Consider the following 13705-nt stretch of genomic DNA (forward strand, 5'->3'; position numbering starts at 1 on the left):
CGAAGGCGCAGCCGTTTCTCCCGCATCCCCATGCATCCATCCCGGGCCGGAGGCCCCTTGAGACATGACCACCATTCTTCACGACCTTGAACAAAACGCCGCCCGCTATGCCCAATGGCGCCGCGACTTCCATGAACACCCCGAGCTCGGCCTCGAGGAGGTCCGCACCGCCGGCATCGTCGCCCAACGCCTGAGAAGCTGGGGCGTCGAGGTGACCGAGCACGTCGGCCGCACGGGCGTCGTGGGCGTCGTGCGGGGCGAGCTCGGCCCCGGACGCACGGTGGGACTGCGCTGCGACATGGACGCCCTTCCGATGACGGAGACCGGGAGCTGCCCCTACCGCTCGAAGACCCCGGGAAAGATGCACGCCTGCGGCCACGACGGCCACACGACGATGCTTCTCGCGGCGGCGGAATACACGGCCGCCCACCGCGATTTCCATGGATCCGTGGTCTTCATCTTCCAGCCCGCGGAAGAGGGCTCGGGTGGGGCGCTCGAGATGATCAAGGACGGGCTCTTCGAGCGCTTCCCCATGGACGAGATCTACGGCATGCACAACTGGACGGACGTCGCTCCGGGCACCGTGAAGGGCCGCAAGGGTGCGGCCATGGCGGGCTCGGACTTCTTCACGATCCGCGTGAAGGGCCGCGGCGCCCACGGCTCCGCCCCGCAGCTCTCGGCCGATGCGGCCCTGGCCGCCGCCCTGATCACGACGTCCCTGCAGCAGATCGTCGCGCGCAACGTTGCGCCTCTGGATTCCGCGGTGGTTTCGGTGACGAAGATCCACACGGGTTCGGCGAACAACATCATCCCGGAGACGGCGGAGTTGGGCGGCTGCACGCGCTTCTTCTCGGACGAGACGGGAGCGCTGCTGCGCTCGCGGATCGAGACGGTCGCGAAGGCGGTCGGCGCGTCCGTAGGCTGCGCGGTTGACGTCGAATTCGAGGCGATCTACGCGGTGCTCGAGAACGTCCCTGAGCTCACCGACGCGATGCTCGACGCCGCACGCGACGTGGTCGGAGCGGACAAGGTCTCCTATGCGCAGCTCCCGCAGATGGGCAGCGAGGACTTCTCGTTCTTCCTCCGCCACGTGCCGGGCGCCTACGTGTTCTTGGGCGGCCAGGCGCCGCACGGGGCGAAGAACCTCCACAACCCGGGCTACGACTTCGACGACCGGGTTCTCGCGACCGGCGCGGCGATCTGGGTGACGCTCGCGAGGAAGCGCCTCGCGGCGTAGGACCGGGCGGATTCCGGACGAGTCCGGTTTTCCACCTGGCCGAAGCGTCTGGGCAGCCTCACGCGCAACCGCAAGCCCCCGACTCCTCGGCGGAGTGCGGGGCTTGCGTTTCGCCGAAGTGCTCAAGCCTGCGTCAGATGAGGGTAAGGAGGCGCGAGAGCATCCGCACGCGGCTCTCGATCGTGTCGACCAACAGGTACTCCTTCTCGGCGGCGTGGAAGCACCCGCCGGCGGGCGCGACGCCGTCCACGACGGGCGTGCCCGTCTGCGCGATGCGGTTCGCGTCCGACCCGCCGCCCGAGTCCACCCAGGTCGCCTTGAACCCTTCGAGGCGGGCGGCTTCGTCGATGAGGCCCGCCAACGCCTTCGCGGCGTCCGTGCAGGGCATGGCGGGAGATGAGGAGACGCGCACGGCCTCGACCGTGATGCCGTCCCCCCAATCTTCGCGCGCGAGCTTCTCGATGCCTTCGTCGATCGCCCGGCCGTCTTCGTCGCGCTTGAAGCGCGTGTCGATCTTCATGGTGCATTCGGCCGGAATCGTGTTGCAGACGGTGCCGCCCGAGATCACGCCCACCGTGACGCTCGTTCCCTTGCCTTCGTAGTCCTGCAGGGCACTCACGGCGATCGTGAAGCGGGCGGCGGCGAGAATCGCCGAGCGCCCGTCCTGCGGGTTGTTGCCCGCGTGTGCGGCGACGCCGTGCACCGTGACGCTCCAGACCGAGCGGCCCTTTCTGGAGCGCACGAAGGCGCCGCTTGCACGGCCCGGTTCGGAGACGACCACACGGCGGCACTTCTTCGCCATTGCCGCGAGCCAGGGGCGAGATGAGAGCGAACTCACCTCTTCGTCCGGGTTGTAGACCACGGCGACCGCGAGACGGTCGAGGTCCTCCTTCCGGGCGTTCTTGAGCGCGTGATAGATCGCGATCACGCCCGCCTTGCAGTCCGCGCACCCGGGGCCGTAGACGCGGCCGTCCTCGATCCGGAAGGGCTGCGCCGCGGCGGTGCCGTCCGGGTAGACCGTGTCGAGGTGGGCGTTGAACATGATGTCGAAGGTCTCGGCGCCGGGCTTGTTCGTCGCGAAGAGTCCGCGGCCCGCCTTGTGGCCGACGTCCACGAGCTCGGCCGTGAAGCCGATCGACTCGTAGTGCCGCTTCATGATTTCGGCAACGCGGGTGACGCCGGCGCAGTTGCCGCTGCCGCAGTCGAGGTCGACCACTTCCTTCAAGTCCGCGAGATAGGCTTCGAGCATGTTCTCCTCCTTCGGGGGTTCAATTGGCGTCCCGGCGTGCGGCGTTGACGTCCGCAGGGGTGACGGGGCCTGGAGTGCATTCTGCGCTTCCCAAGCGTCCGGGCGCATGCCGGGCTCGGCGGCGGGCGTTCGAGGGGGCGGATCTTCTTCCCGCGCATGGGTGACCCCGCCGCAGGTCTCCCGCCTCGACTCCCGGGGGATGCGCGTCACCCTCCGGCCGCGGGCGCATAATCATCGCTTCCGACTCTTTTCCGTGATATCCCTTTGGGAGGCGAACAACCCATGTCGATTCTTGCCGAGTTCGAGGCCCGCGCGCCTGAATACGCCGCCTGGCGGCACAGCTTTCACGAACATCCCGAGCTCGGGCTCGAGACGGTCTGGACGGAGGAGCAGGTGGCCGGCAAGCTCCGCTCCTTCGGCATCGAGGTGACGACGGGCGTGGGCGGCCACGGCGTCGTGGGCGTGCTCGAGGGTTCGCTCGGGCCCGGCCGCCGCATTGGGCTGCGCTCCGACATGGACGCCCTCAAGATCACCGAAATGGGCGAATGCCCCTGGAAGTCGAAGGTCGAAGGGCTGATGCACGCCTGCGGTCACGACGGCCACATGACGATGCTCCTCGCCGCCGCCGAATATCTCGCGGCGCACCGCGACTTCAAGGGCACCGTGGTCTTCATCTTCCAGCCGGGCGAGGAGAATGCGGCCGGTGCTCACGCGATGATCGCGGACGGCCTCTTCAAGCGCTTCCCCGTCGACGAGATCTACGGCTTTCACAACTGGACGGACGTTCCCGTGGGCGAGGTGCGCTGCCGCCGCGGCCCCACGATGGCCGGCCAGGACTTCTTCGAGATCCACGTGAAGGGCAGGGGCGCCCACGCCTCCGCCCCGCAGCTCTCCTGCGACGCGGCGCTTGCCGCCGCGCTCATCACGACGGCGATGCAGCAGATCGTCGCGAGAAACGTCGCTCCGCTCGATTCGGCCGTGGTGTCCGTCACCACGATCCACACGGGGTCTGCGAACAACATCATCCCTGAGACCGCCGAGCTCACGGGCTGCACGCGCTTCTTCGCCGAGGAGACGGGCAGGCTCATCCGCCGCCGCATGGAGACGGTCGCGAAGGCCGTCGCCGAGTCGGTGGGCTGCACGGCTGAAGTGGTCTTCAAGGCGGGCGCCGCGGTTCTGATCAGCGAGCCCCACCTCGCCGACGATCTCCTCGCCGCCGCGAAGGAGGCGTTGGGCGACTCAAAGGCCGCCTTCGCCGAACTCCCGCAGATGGCGAGCGAGGACTTCTCCTTCCTCGCCCGCGAGGTGCCTGGCGCCTTCTGCTTCCTCGGCGGTCAGGCGCCCTACGGCGCCACGAACCTCCACAACCCGAAGTTCGACTTCGACGACCGCTCGATCGCGGCGGGCGCCGCCCTCTGGGTGTCGATCGTGCGCCGCCGTCTCGGCGCCGACTGATTCCCGCTGCAGCTCGAGGGCTTCTCCGGGGGCGCAGCTTCCCCGGAGCTCAAGCTCTCCCTCCCGCGCCCGGGCGCTTCCCCAACTCGGAAGTCCCGGGCGTCGTGTTTTTGTCGAGGCCGGGGCTCGGGTTGAGAGAATCAGGCAGTCTGTGGAAAGAATCCGGCTTCTGCATCCGGGGGCGCGGGGCATACCATTTCCCTCATCGAAAAGAACGCCGCACAGGCATCCGGGCATGGATGCCGGCGGCTTTTGAATGAAGGAACAAGGACCCCAAAATGCAGCCTTTTGATCTCTATCTTCCTACCCACACGGTTTTCGGCAAGGGCCGTATTGAAGAATTGGGCAAGTTGGTCGCGGGGCGCGGCAGCCGCGTCCTCATCACCTACGGCGGCGGCTCGGTCGTCAAGAGCGGCCTGCTCGCCGACGTGAAGAAGCAGCTGGCCGGGCTCGAGGTCTTCGAATTCGGCGGCATCGAACCCAATCCGAAGATCGGCACGCTGAGGAAGGCGATCGAACTCTGCCGCAAGGAAAAGATCGACTTCATGGTCGCCGTGGGCGGCGGCTCCGTGATCGACGGCACGAAGTGCATCGCCGCGGGCGTCTACTACGAGGGCGACGCCTGGGACCTCATGTACGACTCCTCGAAGATCGGCCGCACGGTGCCCTTCTTCGCCGTGCTCACGCTCGCCGCGACGGGCAGCGACTACGACAACTCGGGCGTCATTTCGAACCCGGAGACGAACGAGAAGCTCTTCCTCGCCGCCCCGAATCTCTTCCCCATCGCTTCGATCCTCGACCCGACCTACACCTTCACCGTGCCCGCCTGGCACACGGCTGCTGGCGCTTCGGACATCCTCTCGCACACCTTCGAGCAGTACTTCGTCGCCGAAGGGAACGAATTCTCCGACAGCATGTGCGAGGGCATGATCCGCACTGTGATGAAGTACACGCCGGTTGCGCTCAAGGAGCCTGAAAACTACGAGGCGCGCGCGGAACTCATGCTCGCGAGCTCCTTCGGCTGCTGCGGGCTGCTCTCGATCGGGCGCACGCCTTCGCCCTGGCCCTGCCACGGCATCGAGCACGAGATCTCCGCCTGGACGGACATCACGCACGGTGCGGGCCTCGCGGTCATCACGCCGCACTGGATGCGCTGGAGCCTCAACGAAAAGACGGCGCCGCGCTTCGCGCAGTACGGCGAGCGGATCTTCGGGCTCGCGCACAACGACGATCCGATGGTGACGGCCAGCGCCGCCATCGACCGCACCGCGGAGTTCTTCCGTTCGATCGGCATGCCGGCGAAGCTCTCCGAGATGGGCGTCACGGCCGAGCACTTCGGCGACATGGCCGACCATGTGCTCGCGCACTGGTTCCCGCTCGACGGGGCCTTCCGGCCGCTCGACCGCGAGGGGATTCTGGCGATTCTGAACGCTTCGCTCTGAGGCGAACCGACTCCTCTTTCGCGGACCTTCTTCTGAGTTTCGACTCCTTTTCTCGGAGGAGGGTCCGCGGCGTTTCCGCCCTGGAGGAGGCATTCTCCGCCGCTCGAAGCGTCGGAGAGATCCATGCGCCCGAGGCGACGATGTTCCGCGTCTGAGGGGCGGCCTGCCCGCAGAGAGGCCCGTGACCGTTTGAGAGAATGGTTGCGGGCCTTTTTCTTGGCCACAGTTTGGTGGGCGGTCCCAAGCACAACCGCCTCGGGCCGCTGCATCCTTCGCGCAGGTGCAACCCGACATCACGGTGAAGGACCGCTTTGGGAAGCTCATCCGGCCGCACGAGTGGTACATGGTGCCGCTCAACGTGGTGGACGAACTCATCACCCACATAGAAAAGGGCGACGCCGAAGGGCTCGTCTACGATCCGACGAAGGCGGCGTTGGTGCGGAAAGGGCGCGCCGCAAAGGCTCAGCGCCTTTCTTGATGGACGGGATGCCCCCTTGAGCAAAATCTGAGAGAAACATGATGGGCGGCCCGGATGGGCGTGGCTAGAATGCCCCCATGCATTCCCAACCGGAGTCCGTCACCATGCACAACATCCGCAGCGTCCGCCGCGTCGCCGCCGTTCATGATCTTTCAGGCGTCGGCCGCGTTTCGCTCACCGTCGTGATCCCGATTCTCTCCACCATGGGGTTCGACGTCTGTCCGCTGCCGACGGCGATCCTCTCGAACCACACGCAGTATCCGCACTTCAGCTTTCTCGACCTCACCGACGAAATGGAGAAGATCATCCGCGAGTGGGAGCGCCTGAAGGTGGACTTCTCGGCGATCTACTCCGGATACCTCGGCTCTCCGCGCCAGACGCAGATCGTCTCGAACTTCATCGACCGCTTCCGCAAGCCCGACACCCTGGTGGTCGTGGACCCGGTCCTGGGCGACAACGGCAGGCTCTACAGCAAGATGACCGAGGAGATGGTCGCGGAGATGCGTCTTCTCGCGAAGAAGGCCGACGTACTGACGCCCAACCTCACGGAGCTCTTCGCGCTTCTCGGGCGTCCGTACCGCAGTGAATGCTCGGACGCAGAACTCAAGGACGCGATCATTGAACTCTCCGAAGGGGGGCCCGACACCGTGATCATTACGGGCGTGCCCGTGCAGGGGCAGCCCTCGCTCACGTCCGTGATCGCGCGCAGCCGCTCGGACGGCCGCACCTGGAAGGTGACCTGTCAGTACATGCCCGCGCACTACCCTGGAACGGGCGACGCCTTCACGAGCGTCGTCACCGGAGCGCTCCTGCAGGGCGACAGCCTTCCGATTGCGCTCGACCGCGCCGCGCAGTTCATCCTGCAGGGAATCCGCGCCACCTTCGGCTACCAGGGCGACAACCGCGAGGGAATTCTGTTGGAGCGGGTGCTCCCGAACCTCGCGCTCCCGATTCAGTCGGCGACGTACGAGCTCGTGTGACGACGGGGAGGCGGCCCGGGAAGCCCCCGAGCCCATGTTGGAGCCGCGCACGAACCGGAGTAGATTCAACGGCATGCGCACCCTTCTTCTCCTCGTCCTCCCGATCCTCGCCGGCCTGCTGCAGCCCGTGACGGCTGCGGCGGGCGAAGGCCGTCCGACGGTGACAATCGCGTTGGTGGACACGTTTTCTCCCGACTTCTACATCAACGTCTATTCGCCGACGATCGACCACCTGATCGCAGCGCTTCCTGACTTGAAGCTGCGGATGGTCGAGATTGATTGGCGAGACGTCGAGGGCGGCATTCGCCGTGAGAAACCCGACTTTCTCGTTGTTTCGGGCTCAGCCTTCGTGAGTCTGCTCGATTCTGCGGGTGCGCATCAGGTTGCTACGCGCGAACCGAGAACGAGCGCGGATGTCTCGCGCACCGTGGCCTCCACCCTCATCGTTCGGCGCGGCGACGGAGCAAATTCGCTCTCCGAGTTGAAGGGCCGCACCGTAGCCGTCTCAGACCGCACGAGCTTTGACGGTTGGCTCATCGCTCAGGGAGAACTCGCCCGCGAAGGGTGGGATCCCGACCACTTCTTCCGAGAGGTCCTTGAGACCGAATACGGCATCCCAGACGTAGCCGCCCTCGTGAAGCTCGGCGTCGCCGACGCGGGCGTGCTCTCCACCTGTGAATACGAGAGGCTCCTCGCCGACGGATTGATCAATCGACGGGACTTCCGGATTCTCAACGAGCGTCCGGCCGACGGCGGGTGCGTCAGAAGCACCGAGCGCTATCCGGATGTCGTCTTCGCGTCGCTTCCGAGCGCCTCCTCGGACGTTGTGCGCGCCGTCACGGTGGCGCTTCTTTCGATGCCCGAAAAGAATCACGACTTTCGTTGGACGGTCTGCAACGACTTCCGGCAGACGTTCGATCTGCTGCGCACGCTCAAGACCGGGCCCTTCGCGCATCTGCGCGACATGAGTCCCGCCGCGCTCTGGGCGCGGTGGCGCACGGAAATCCTGTTGGGTCTCGGGCTTGTATTGGCGGTGCTCTTTCACATCGTCTCGATCAATCTTCTTGTGCGTCGACGCACCGAGGAGCTCTCCGAATCCCTGCAGCAGACGAAGCGCTTCTACGACGAGGCGCAGGATGCGCGGCAGAAGCTCCTCTCGCTCGAGCGGACCTCGATCGTGGCGCAGCTCTCCTCGATGTTCGCGCATGAGATCAAGCAGCCCCTCATGAACATTTCACTCTACGCGGGCGCATTGAGAATGCTCCTCTCGAAGGACGGACGGTGCGGCGGCAAGGCGGAGGGGCTTCTCGACGCCATCGGCGACGAGGTGAAGCGCTCGTCGGACATCGTCGAGCATGTCCGGTCCTATGCAAAGAAGCAGAAGCGCACTCCGGTGCTCTGCGACCTCTCGCAGATTGCGCGGGATGCAGTCGGGCTTGCGCAGAGCGCAGGCGTTCCGATAGTGCTTGGGGATCTCCTCGCCGCTCCGATTCTTGCCGACCCGTTCGAAATCCAATTCGTGGTCCTCAACTTTCTGAAGAACGCTCTGGCTGCCGCTGCCGGCGTACCGAATGGCCGCGTGTGGCTTTGCGTCGAAAAGACGCCAGATGGATGCCGACTCATGGTTTCCGACAACGGACCGAGGCTCTCCGACGAGGTCTTCAACCGGCTCGGCAGAACGGGGGCGAGCACGAAGACGGACGGTCTGGGATTCGGACTTGCCATCGCCACGGCGATAGCCGAGCGCAACTGCGGACACTTGGAGTTCGAACGAATCGAGCCGCAGGGGCTGCGCGCAACTCTGGTGCTCCGCACGCCTGCGGGCTTGGGCAACATCCTGCAAGAGGAGAAGCACAATGCTTCCTGATGAGAAGAAGAGCCGGGCCGTCGTGCGCCTGGTGGACGATGATCCGACGGTGCTTCGCGCACTTTCAGTCTTTCTGGAGATGGCTGACTGGCGCGTTCGTGCCTTCCAGAGCGGAGCGGACTTCCTCGCCTCTGATCTTTCGGAGCCGGGCTGCGCCGTGCTTGACGTGCGCATGCCGGGCATGACGGGAATTGAATTGCAGCGGGAGATGAACGAGCGTGGCGTCGATCTGCCTGTGATCTTTCTCTCCGCCCACGGCGACATCGAAATGGCCGTTGAGGCAATCAAGCATGGGGCAAGGACCTTCCTTGTGAAGCCGCCCGACACGGAGAAGCTTCTCGCAGAAATCGAAGGTGCGGTTGAGGCGAATTTCGAACATCGCCGCTCGGTCGCCTGGGCGCGGAGTCTCCAGGCGTCATGGGACGGGCTTACGCCTGCAGAGCAACAAGTGGCGTCCATGGCTGCAAAGGGCCTCACGACGAGCGTCATCGCTGAAGTGCTCGGCGTCGCTGAGCGCACGGTGAAGTCGCAGCGCGCTTCAATTCTCGAGAAGCTTGAGCTTGCAAACGCCGTCGAGCTTGCCGACTTTGTACACGAACTCCATGAGGCCGAAGTTCTTGCCGGAGGTGTCGGAGGACGATCATGACGAGGACGCGTCCGCGGTTTGACCGCAGATCTCTGCTGATGTTGGGTGCCGTCGGCATGCTGACTTCGGGCTCCGCCTTCATGACCGCCAGGGCCGATCCAATCTCCTTCTTTACGGAAAGTCTGCCCGTCAAAGATTTTCATACGGAGGATGGTGCGCTCGAGAACCCGGACCTCGTCACCGACGTGCTTGTGGTGGGGGGCGGTGCAGCCGGCCTCTGTGCAGCGGTCGCGGCTGCGGAGGCGGGCGCGAAGGTGCTTCTTCTGGAAAAGGCCTCCGCCTTAGGAGGGGACACGCTCATCTCCGGGGGCTACTACAACGCGGTGGATCCTGCGCGGCAGCGGCTGCAGGGAATCACCGACAGCGTTGAAGCCTTCTGCGCGCAGATGCTTGCGGTGAGTGGAGGGTTCAGTACGCCTGCGGTGGTTCACGCCCTTGCCTCCGGAGCCGGCGAAACGCTCTCCTGGCTCGAAGCCCACGGGCTTGCCTTCCTGCCGCGGGTCATGGAGGTCTACGGGAGCATGTTCCCGCGCGCCCACAAGCCGATTCTGCCGCGCGGCACGGGTTGGATCCGGGCACTTTCAGAATCCGCCCTCGCTGCAGGCGTACAGATCCGGACGAATGCGGCGGTTGTGCGTCTCATGCGGGACGAGGCGTCGGGGGGCGTTTCTGAGGCTCTTGTCGTGATGCGCTCGGGAAGCGGCGCAGTGCTTCATCGCGTCCGTGCCCGTCGCGGCGTGGTGGTTGCTTCGGGCGGGTACGGAGCCAATCCAAAGTTGGTTGCGGAAGCCTCTCCCGACTTGGCAAAGCTTCCGGTGGACAGTTCTCCGGGATCCACTGGCGAAATGCTTGAGGCGGCGCGCCGGGTCGGTGCCGACATCGTCAACCTCCGGTTCATTGAATGCGTGCCGGGAAGCCGTGCGGGCATGGGCTTTCCCATCCGCCTTGACTACATCCCGCAGCGCATGATCATGGTGGACCACCTCGGCCGGCGCTTCGTTGATGAAACGGGATCGCGCGCGGAGGTGGCCGAAGCGATTCTCAGAGCAGGCTCGCCCGCTTGGGCGATTGCCGACGCCGATGCCGTGCGCTCCTTCGACGCCCATGAGCAGAAGAATCTCTATCGCGGGCTCTATGCCGGAGAGGCTTATCGCGAGCAGACCCCCGAGGCGCTCGCTCGTGTGCTTGGACTTGATCTGGATGTCTTTCGTGATTCCATGACCTCGTCGGTTGCCCGAGAGCGGCTGCGCGCCCGCCCGTTGTGGGCCACGGGACTGCATCTGCGCGTGCACTCCACGCTCGGCGGAATACGAATCGACGAGCACGCCCGAGCGCTGAGTCCTTTGGGAGAGCCCGTTCCCGGACTCTGGGCGGCCGGCGCCGCCACCGGCAACGTTCACGGCCGCACGCGCATCGGCGCCAACGGCCTCAACTGTGCAGCGGTCTTCGGCCGCCTCGCCGGACTCGGCGCTGCACGTATGCCTTCCTTGGTTCAGAGGGGAGATTAACGGGCGGCATTCATCTCCGATTCTCAGCGTTTGTCAAGGTCCCTTCGGCCGATGTCGTGCGGGTGGCCTCCTCCTAAAGTAAGTCTCGTTCAAAAGAGCGGCGGCGCGAAGACAATGCGCCGCACGCCGGACCACTAAAGGAGGTCGAGAGCGGATGCGCAGAGCGGCGAAAAAGCCGCGGTGGCGCGCGTTCCCTCGGCCGCCGAAGAGAAAGGAGAAGTGAACATGACTACGAATCGCCGCAATTTCCTCAAGGGCGCCTTCGGCGGTACGGCCGCTGCAGTTGCCGCTCCGGCGGCCCTCTTTGCCGGTGAGGCCCAGGCGGCCGATCTGCCGAAGAAGTGGGACATGACCGCCGACGTCGTGGTCTGCGGCTACGGCGGCGCCGGTGCGACGACCGCCATCGTTGCGGCCCAGAACGGCGCCAAGGTTCTCGTGCTCGAAAAGAACCCTGAAAACGCCCACATCTCCAACACCCGCATGTCGGGCGGCATCTTCCACTGCCCGTTCAAGGACGGCGACAAGAAGGCTCTGCAGGACTACGCGCAGGCCATGTTCTCCGGCGAAAACATTCCCTGGAAGGAAGAGGGCGAAATGCCTGAGTACTCCGTCGAATGTGCGAAGCTCTGGGCCGAACTCTCGCCCACGAACCTCGACTTCCTCCAGAGTCTTGATCCGGAATTCATCGGCGGCTCGCAGCCGGGCTTCAACAAGGCTTCGTTCCCGAACTTCCCGGGCGCCAAGGAGTGCAAGTACAACGCCTACCGCGCGACCTACTCGAAGCGCATGAAGAACTTCAACCAGCCTTCGTACCACAGCCCGAAGCTTGAGACGAGCTCCGGCGAGGCCTTCTGGCGCTGCCTGGAGGAAGGCGTGAAGAAGCAGGGCGACAAGATCAAGGTCGAGTGGGAGACCCCCGCCTTCAAGCTCTACAAGAACGCCAAGGGCGACGTCGTGGGCGTCGCCGCCACGCACAAGGGCAAGACCGTCAACGTCCGCGCGAAGAAGGCCGTCGTGCTCTGCACGGGCGGCTACGAATACAGCAAGCCCATGCGCCAGGCCTTCCTTGAAGGGCCGGGCGTCGAAGGCTGGGCCTTCTACGGCACCACTTCGAACACGGGCGACGGCATCGCAATGGGCATGGCCGCCGGCGCCGGTCTGCAGAAGGTCGGCAAGGCCGCCGCGCGCGTGATCGTCCCGACGCAGAAGCGCTTCAACGGCATGCGGATCGGTTCGATTACGCCGTCCGTGGGGGCCCCGAACTCGATCGTGGTGGACAACTTCGGCAAGCGCTATGAAGCCGAGACGAAGGTGACCGACAACCCGAGCCGCTACTTCTTCTACAAGGCCGCGGTCGAATTCAACATTACCACGCTCGCCTATCCGCGCACCCCGTCCTGGATGATCTTCGACGAGACGCTGCGCAACCGCATGCCGCTCGTTGCTCTTGGCATCTCCGTCGTGGGCTACGACATGGTGCAGTGGGACGCGAAGAACGAAGAGGCGATCAAGTCCGGCCTCGTTCTGAAGGCTGACACCATCGAGGAGCTCGCTGAGAAGATCAAGAACCATCCGGAGAACAAGAACCGCATGGTCCCGGAGAACCTCGTCGAAACGGTCGCTCGCTTCAACAAGTTCTGCGACGAGAAGAAGGATGAGGACTTCAATCGTCGTCCTGCGACGTTGGGCAAGGTCGAAGCCGGCCCCTTCTATGCGATGCCGCTCGTTGCCGGCGGTCCGAACACGAAGGGCGGCCTGCTTGCCGACGCCGACCGCCGCGTGCTCACCTGGGAGGGCAAGCCCATTCCGCATCTCTACTGTGTTGGTGAGATCGCTTCGGTGCTGAAGTTCGTCTACCAGGGTGGCGGCAACCTGACGGAATGCCTCGTCTATGGGCGCAACACCGGCAAGATCGTGGCGAAGCTGCCGAACACGGCCGTCTGAGGCGCGGTCCGTACGCGGGCAGGAAGCCGCTTTGATGCGGCACCTGCATGAAGCGGAGAAGGGGAGCGGGCTCTCATCGGGTTTCGCTCCCCTCGTTCACTCTTCCTCAAAAAGAACAAATCATGAAGACCCCACTGAAAACCACGCTTCTTGCTCTCGCTGCATTCGGTCTCCTTGCTTCCGGAGAGATCTGGGCCGCGGATGCGGCTCCCGCTCCAGCACAGGGAAAGTTTCTCGCTGACCGTCATATGGCGCGAGGCCTCAAGTGCGAGAGCTGCCATACGCCCGACCACAAGGTGAAGCAGTCCGGCGACTACGACGTCTGCGTGGACTGCCACGGCGACTACGAGGCAATGATCAAGAAGACCGACGGGCGCTATCAGGTCAACCCGCACGCACAGCACGAAGGGGTGCTGCCTTGTACGGAATGCCACAAGGGACACAAGCCCGGCGTCAATTACTGCGGTCAGTGTCATTCGTACACCTACCAGGTGCCGTGATTGCCGGCGCTTCGGGCGCGAACTTCTTCGAAGACTTTGAATGCAAATGGGGAGCGAGCCGCCAGTCGCGGCCACTCCCCGTTGCATTCCGTCCGGCAAGCCTCCGGCAGGCGGGCAGTCCATGACCTCCGAGGAGTCCGACTGCACGGCAATGCGTGCGACGTCCGACACCCCCTCACGCTGCCCTGTTGGAGGCCGTCGTTCTGGATCGACGCCGCCGAACGGAGTCGCGATTCGTTGGGAGAAGATCACATGCGGCGGGAGCGCCATAAAAATGAGGTCGACAAGTGCCGACCTCAAAAATTCAGGACATGGAAATGCCGGTCTACTGGGAAATGGCTATTCCAAGGGGAGCAAGAACAAGAAGACGCTCGAGCGTGAAGCCCGGGCTGCAGCGGC

11 protein-coding genes are annotated in these 13705 nt (G+C 64.8%); 10 read left to right on the forward strand and 1 reads right to left on the reverse strand.

Annotated features, from left to right (window positions below):
* Nucleotides 1–64: 64 nt before the first annotated feature.
* Nucleotides 65–1237 (forward strand): amidohydrolase, encoded by a 1173-nt coding sequence (locus ACT6Y9_RS03510; RefSeq protein ID WP_443743510.1) that lies wholly within the window; start codon nucleotides 65–67, stop codon nucleotides 1235–1237.
* A gap of 133 nt (nucleotides 1238–1370) precedes the next feature.
* Here ACT6Y9_RS03510 and ACT6Y9_RS03515 read toward each other — a convergent pair whose 3' ends face one another.
* Nucleotides 1371–2486: a M20 family metallopeptidase gene (locus ACT6Y9_RS03515; protein ID WP_443743511.1), complete on the reverse strand. Its 1116-nt coding sequence runs from the start codon at nucleotides 2484–2486 to the stop codon at nucleotides 1371–1373.
* 282 nt (nucleotides 2487–2768) lie between these two features.
* On the opposite strand from ACT6Y9_RS03515, the gene ACT6Y9_RS03520 reads away from it, so the two are divergent.
* The 9 genes from ACT6Y9_RS03520 (at nucleotide 2769) to ACT6Y9_RS03560 (ending at nucleotide 13306) form a co-directional block, all read left to right on the forward strand.
* Nucleotides 2769–3941: an amidohydrolase gene (locus ACT6Y9_RS03520; RefSeq protein WP_443743512.1), complete on the forward strand. Its 1173-nt coding sequence runs from the start codon at nucleotides 2769–2771 to the stop codon at nucleotides 3939–3941.
* A gap of 278 nt (nucleotides 3942–4219) precedes the next feature.
* Nucleotides 4220–5383 carry an iron-containing alcohol dehydrogenase gene (locus ACT6Y9_RS03525; RefSeq protein WP_443743513.1) on the forward strand — a complete coding sequence of 388 codons (1164 nt, stop codon included), beginning with the start codon at nucleotides 4220–4222 and terminating at the stop codon, nucleotides 5381–5383.
* A 280-nt stretch (nucleotides 5384–5663) separates the two neighbouring features.
* The gene (locus tag ACT6Y9_RS03530) at nucleotides 5664–5861 is read left to right on the forward strand and encodes a hypothetical protein (RefSeq protein WP_443743514.1); all 198 of its coding nucleotides are present in this window, start codon (nucleotides 5664–5666) and stop codon (nucleotides 5859–5861) included.
* Nucleotides 5862–5938: 77 nt separating this feature from the next.
* On the forward strand, nucleotides 5939–6841 hold the full coding sequence (locus tag ACT6Y9_RS03535; RefSeq protein WP_443743515.1) for a pyridoxamine kinase: 903 nt from the start codon (nucleotides 5939–5941) through the stop codon (nucleotides 6839–6841).
* Nucleotides 6842–6914: 73 nt separating this feature from the next.
* Complete coding sequence (locus ACT6Y9_RS03540; RefSeq protein ID WP_443743516.1) at nucleotides 6915–8708, forward strand: sensor histidine kinase; 1794 nt, start codon at nucleotides 6915–6917, stop codon at nucleotides 8706–8708.
* A gap of 22 nt (nucleotides 8709–8730) precedes the next feature.
* Complete coding sequence (locus ACT6Y9_RS03545) at nucleotides 8731–9354, forward strand: response regulator transcription factor (RefSeq protein WP_443743517.1); 624 nt, start codon at nucleotides 8731–8733, stop codon at nucleotides 9352–9354.
* Nucleotides 9355–9392: 38 nt separating this feature from the next.
* Complete coding sequence (locus ACT6Y9_RS03550) at nucleotides 9393–10862, forward strand: FAD-dependent oxidoreductase (RefSeq protein WP_443743518.1); 1470 nt, start codon at nucleotides 9393–9395, stop codon at nucleotides 10860–10862.
* Nucleotides 10863–11087: 225 nt separating this feature from the next.
* A complete protein-coding gene (locus ACT6Y9_RS03555; protein ID WP_443743519.1) occupies nucleotides 11088–12806 on the forward strand; it encodes an FAD-dependent oxidoreductase in 1719 nt (572 codons plus the stop codon).
* Nucleotides 12807–13054: 248 nt separating this feature from the next.
* Nucleotides 13055–13306 (forward strand): cytochrome c3 family protein, encoded by a 252-nt coding sequence (locus tag ACT6Y9_RS03560; protein ID WP_295477891.1) that lies wholly within the window; start codon nucleotides 13055–13057, stop codon nucleotides 13304–13306.
* The last annotated feature ends 399 nt before the right edge of the window (nucleotides 13307–13705 follow it).

This window comes from Sutterella sp. (genome assembly GCF_052272535.1).
Taxonomy (GTDB): domain Bacteria; phylum Pseudomonadota; class Gammaproteobacteria; order Burkholderiales; family Burkholderiaceae_F; genus Sutterella.

What these genes read in the sequence shown, in the direction of transcription:
- ACT6Y9_RS03510 (WP_443743510.1), top strand. Translation starts at nt 65, where the DNA reads ATGACCACCATTCTTCACGACCTTGAACAAAACGCCGCCCGCTATGCC.
- ACT6Y9_RS03515 (WP_443743511.1), bottom strand. Translation starts at nt 2,486, where the DNA reads ATGCTCGAAGCCTATCTCGCGGACTTGAAGGAAGTGGTCGACCTCGAC.
- ACT6Y9_RS03520 (WP_443743512.1), top strand. Translation starts at nt 2,769, where the DNA reads ATGTCGATTCTTGCCGAGTTCGAGGCCCGCGCGCCTGAATACGCCGCC.
- ACT6Y9_RS03525 (WP_443743513.1), top strand. Translation starts at nt 4,220, where the DNA reads ATGCAGCCTTTTGATCTCTATCTTCCTACCCACACGGTTTTCGGCAAG.
- ACT6Y9_RS03535 (WP_443743515.1), top strand. Translation starts at nt 5,939, where the DNA reads ATGCATTCCCAACCGGAGTCCGTCACCATGCACAACATCCGCAGCGTC.
- ACT6Y9_RS03540 (WP_443743516.1), top strand. Translation starts at nt 6,915, where the DNA reads ATGCGCACCCTTCTTCTCCTCGTCCTCCCGATCCTCGCCGGCCTGCTG.
- ACT6Y9_RS03550 (WP_443743518.1), top strand. Translation starts at nt 9,393, where the DNA reads ATGTTGGGTGCCGTCGGCATGCTGACTTCGGGCTCCGCCTTCATGACC.
- ACT6Y9_RS03555 (WP_443743519.1), top strand. Translation starts at nt 11,088, where the DNA reads ATGACTACGAATCGCCGCAATTTCCTCAAGGGCGCCTTCGGCGGTACG.
- ACT6Y9_RS03560 (WP_295477891.1), top strand. Translation starts at nt 13,055, where the DNA reads ATGGCGCGAGGCCTCAAGTGCGAGAGCTGCCATACGCCCGACCACAAG.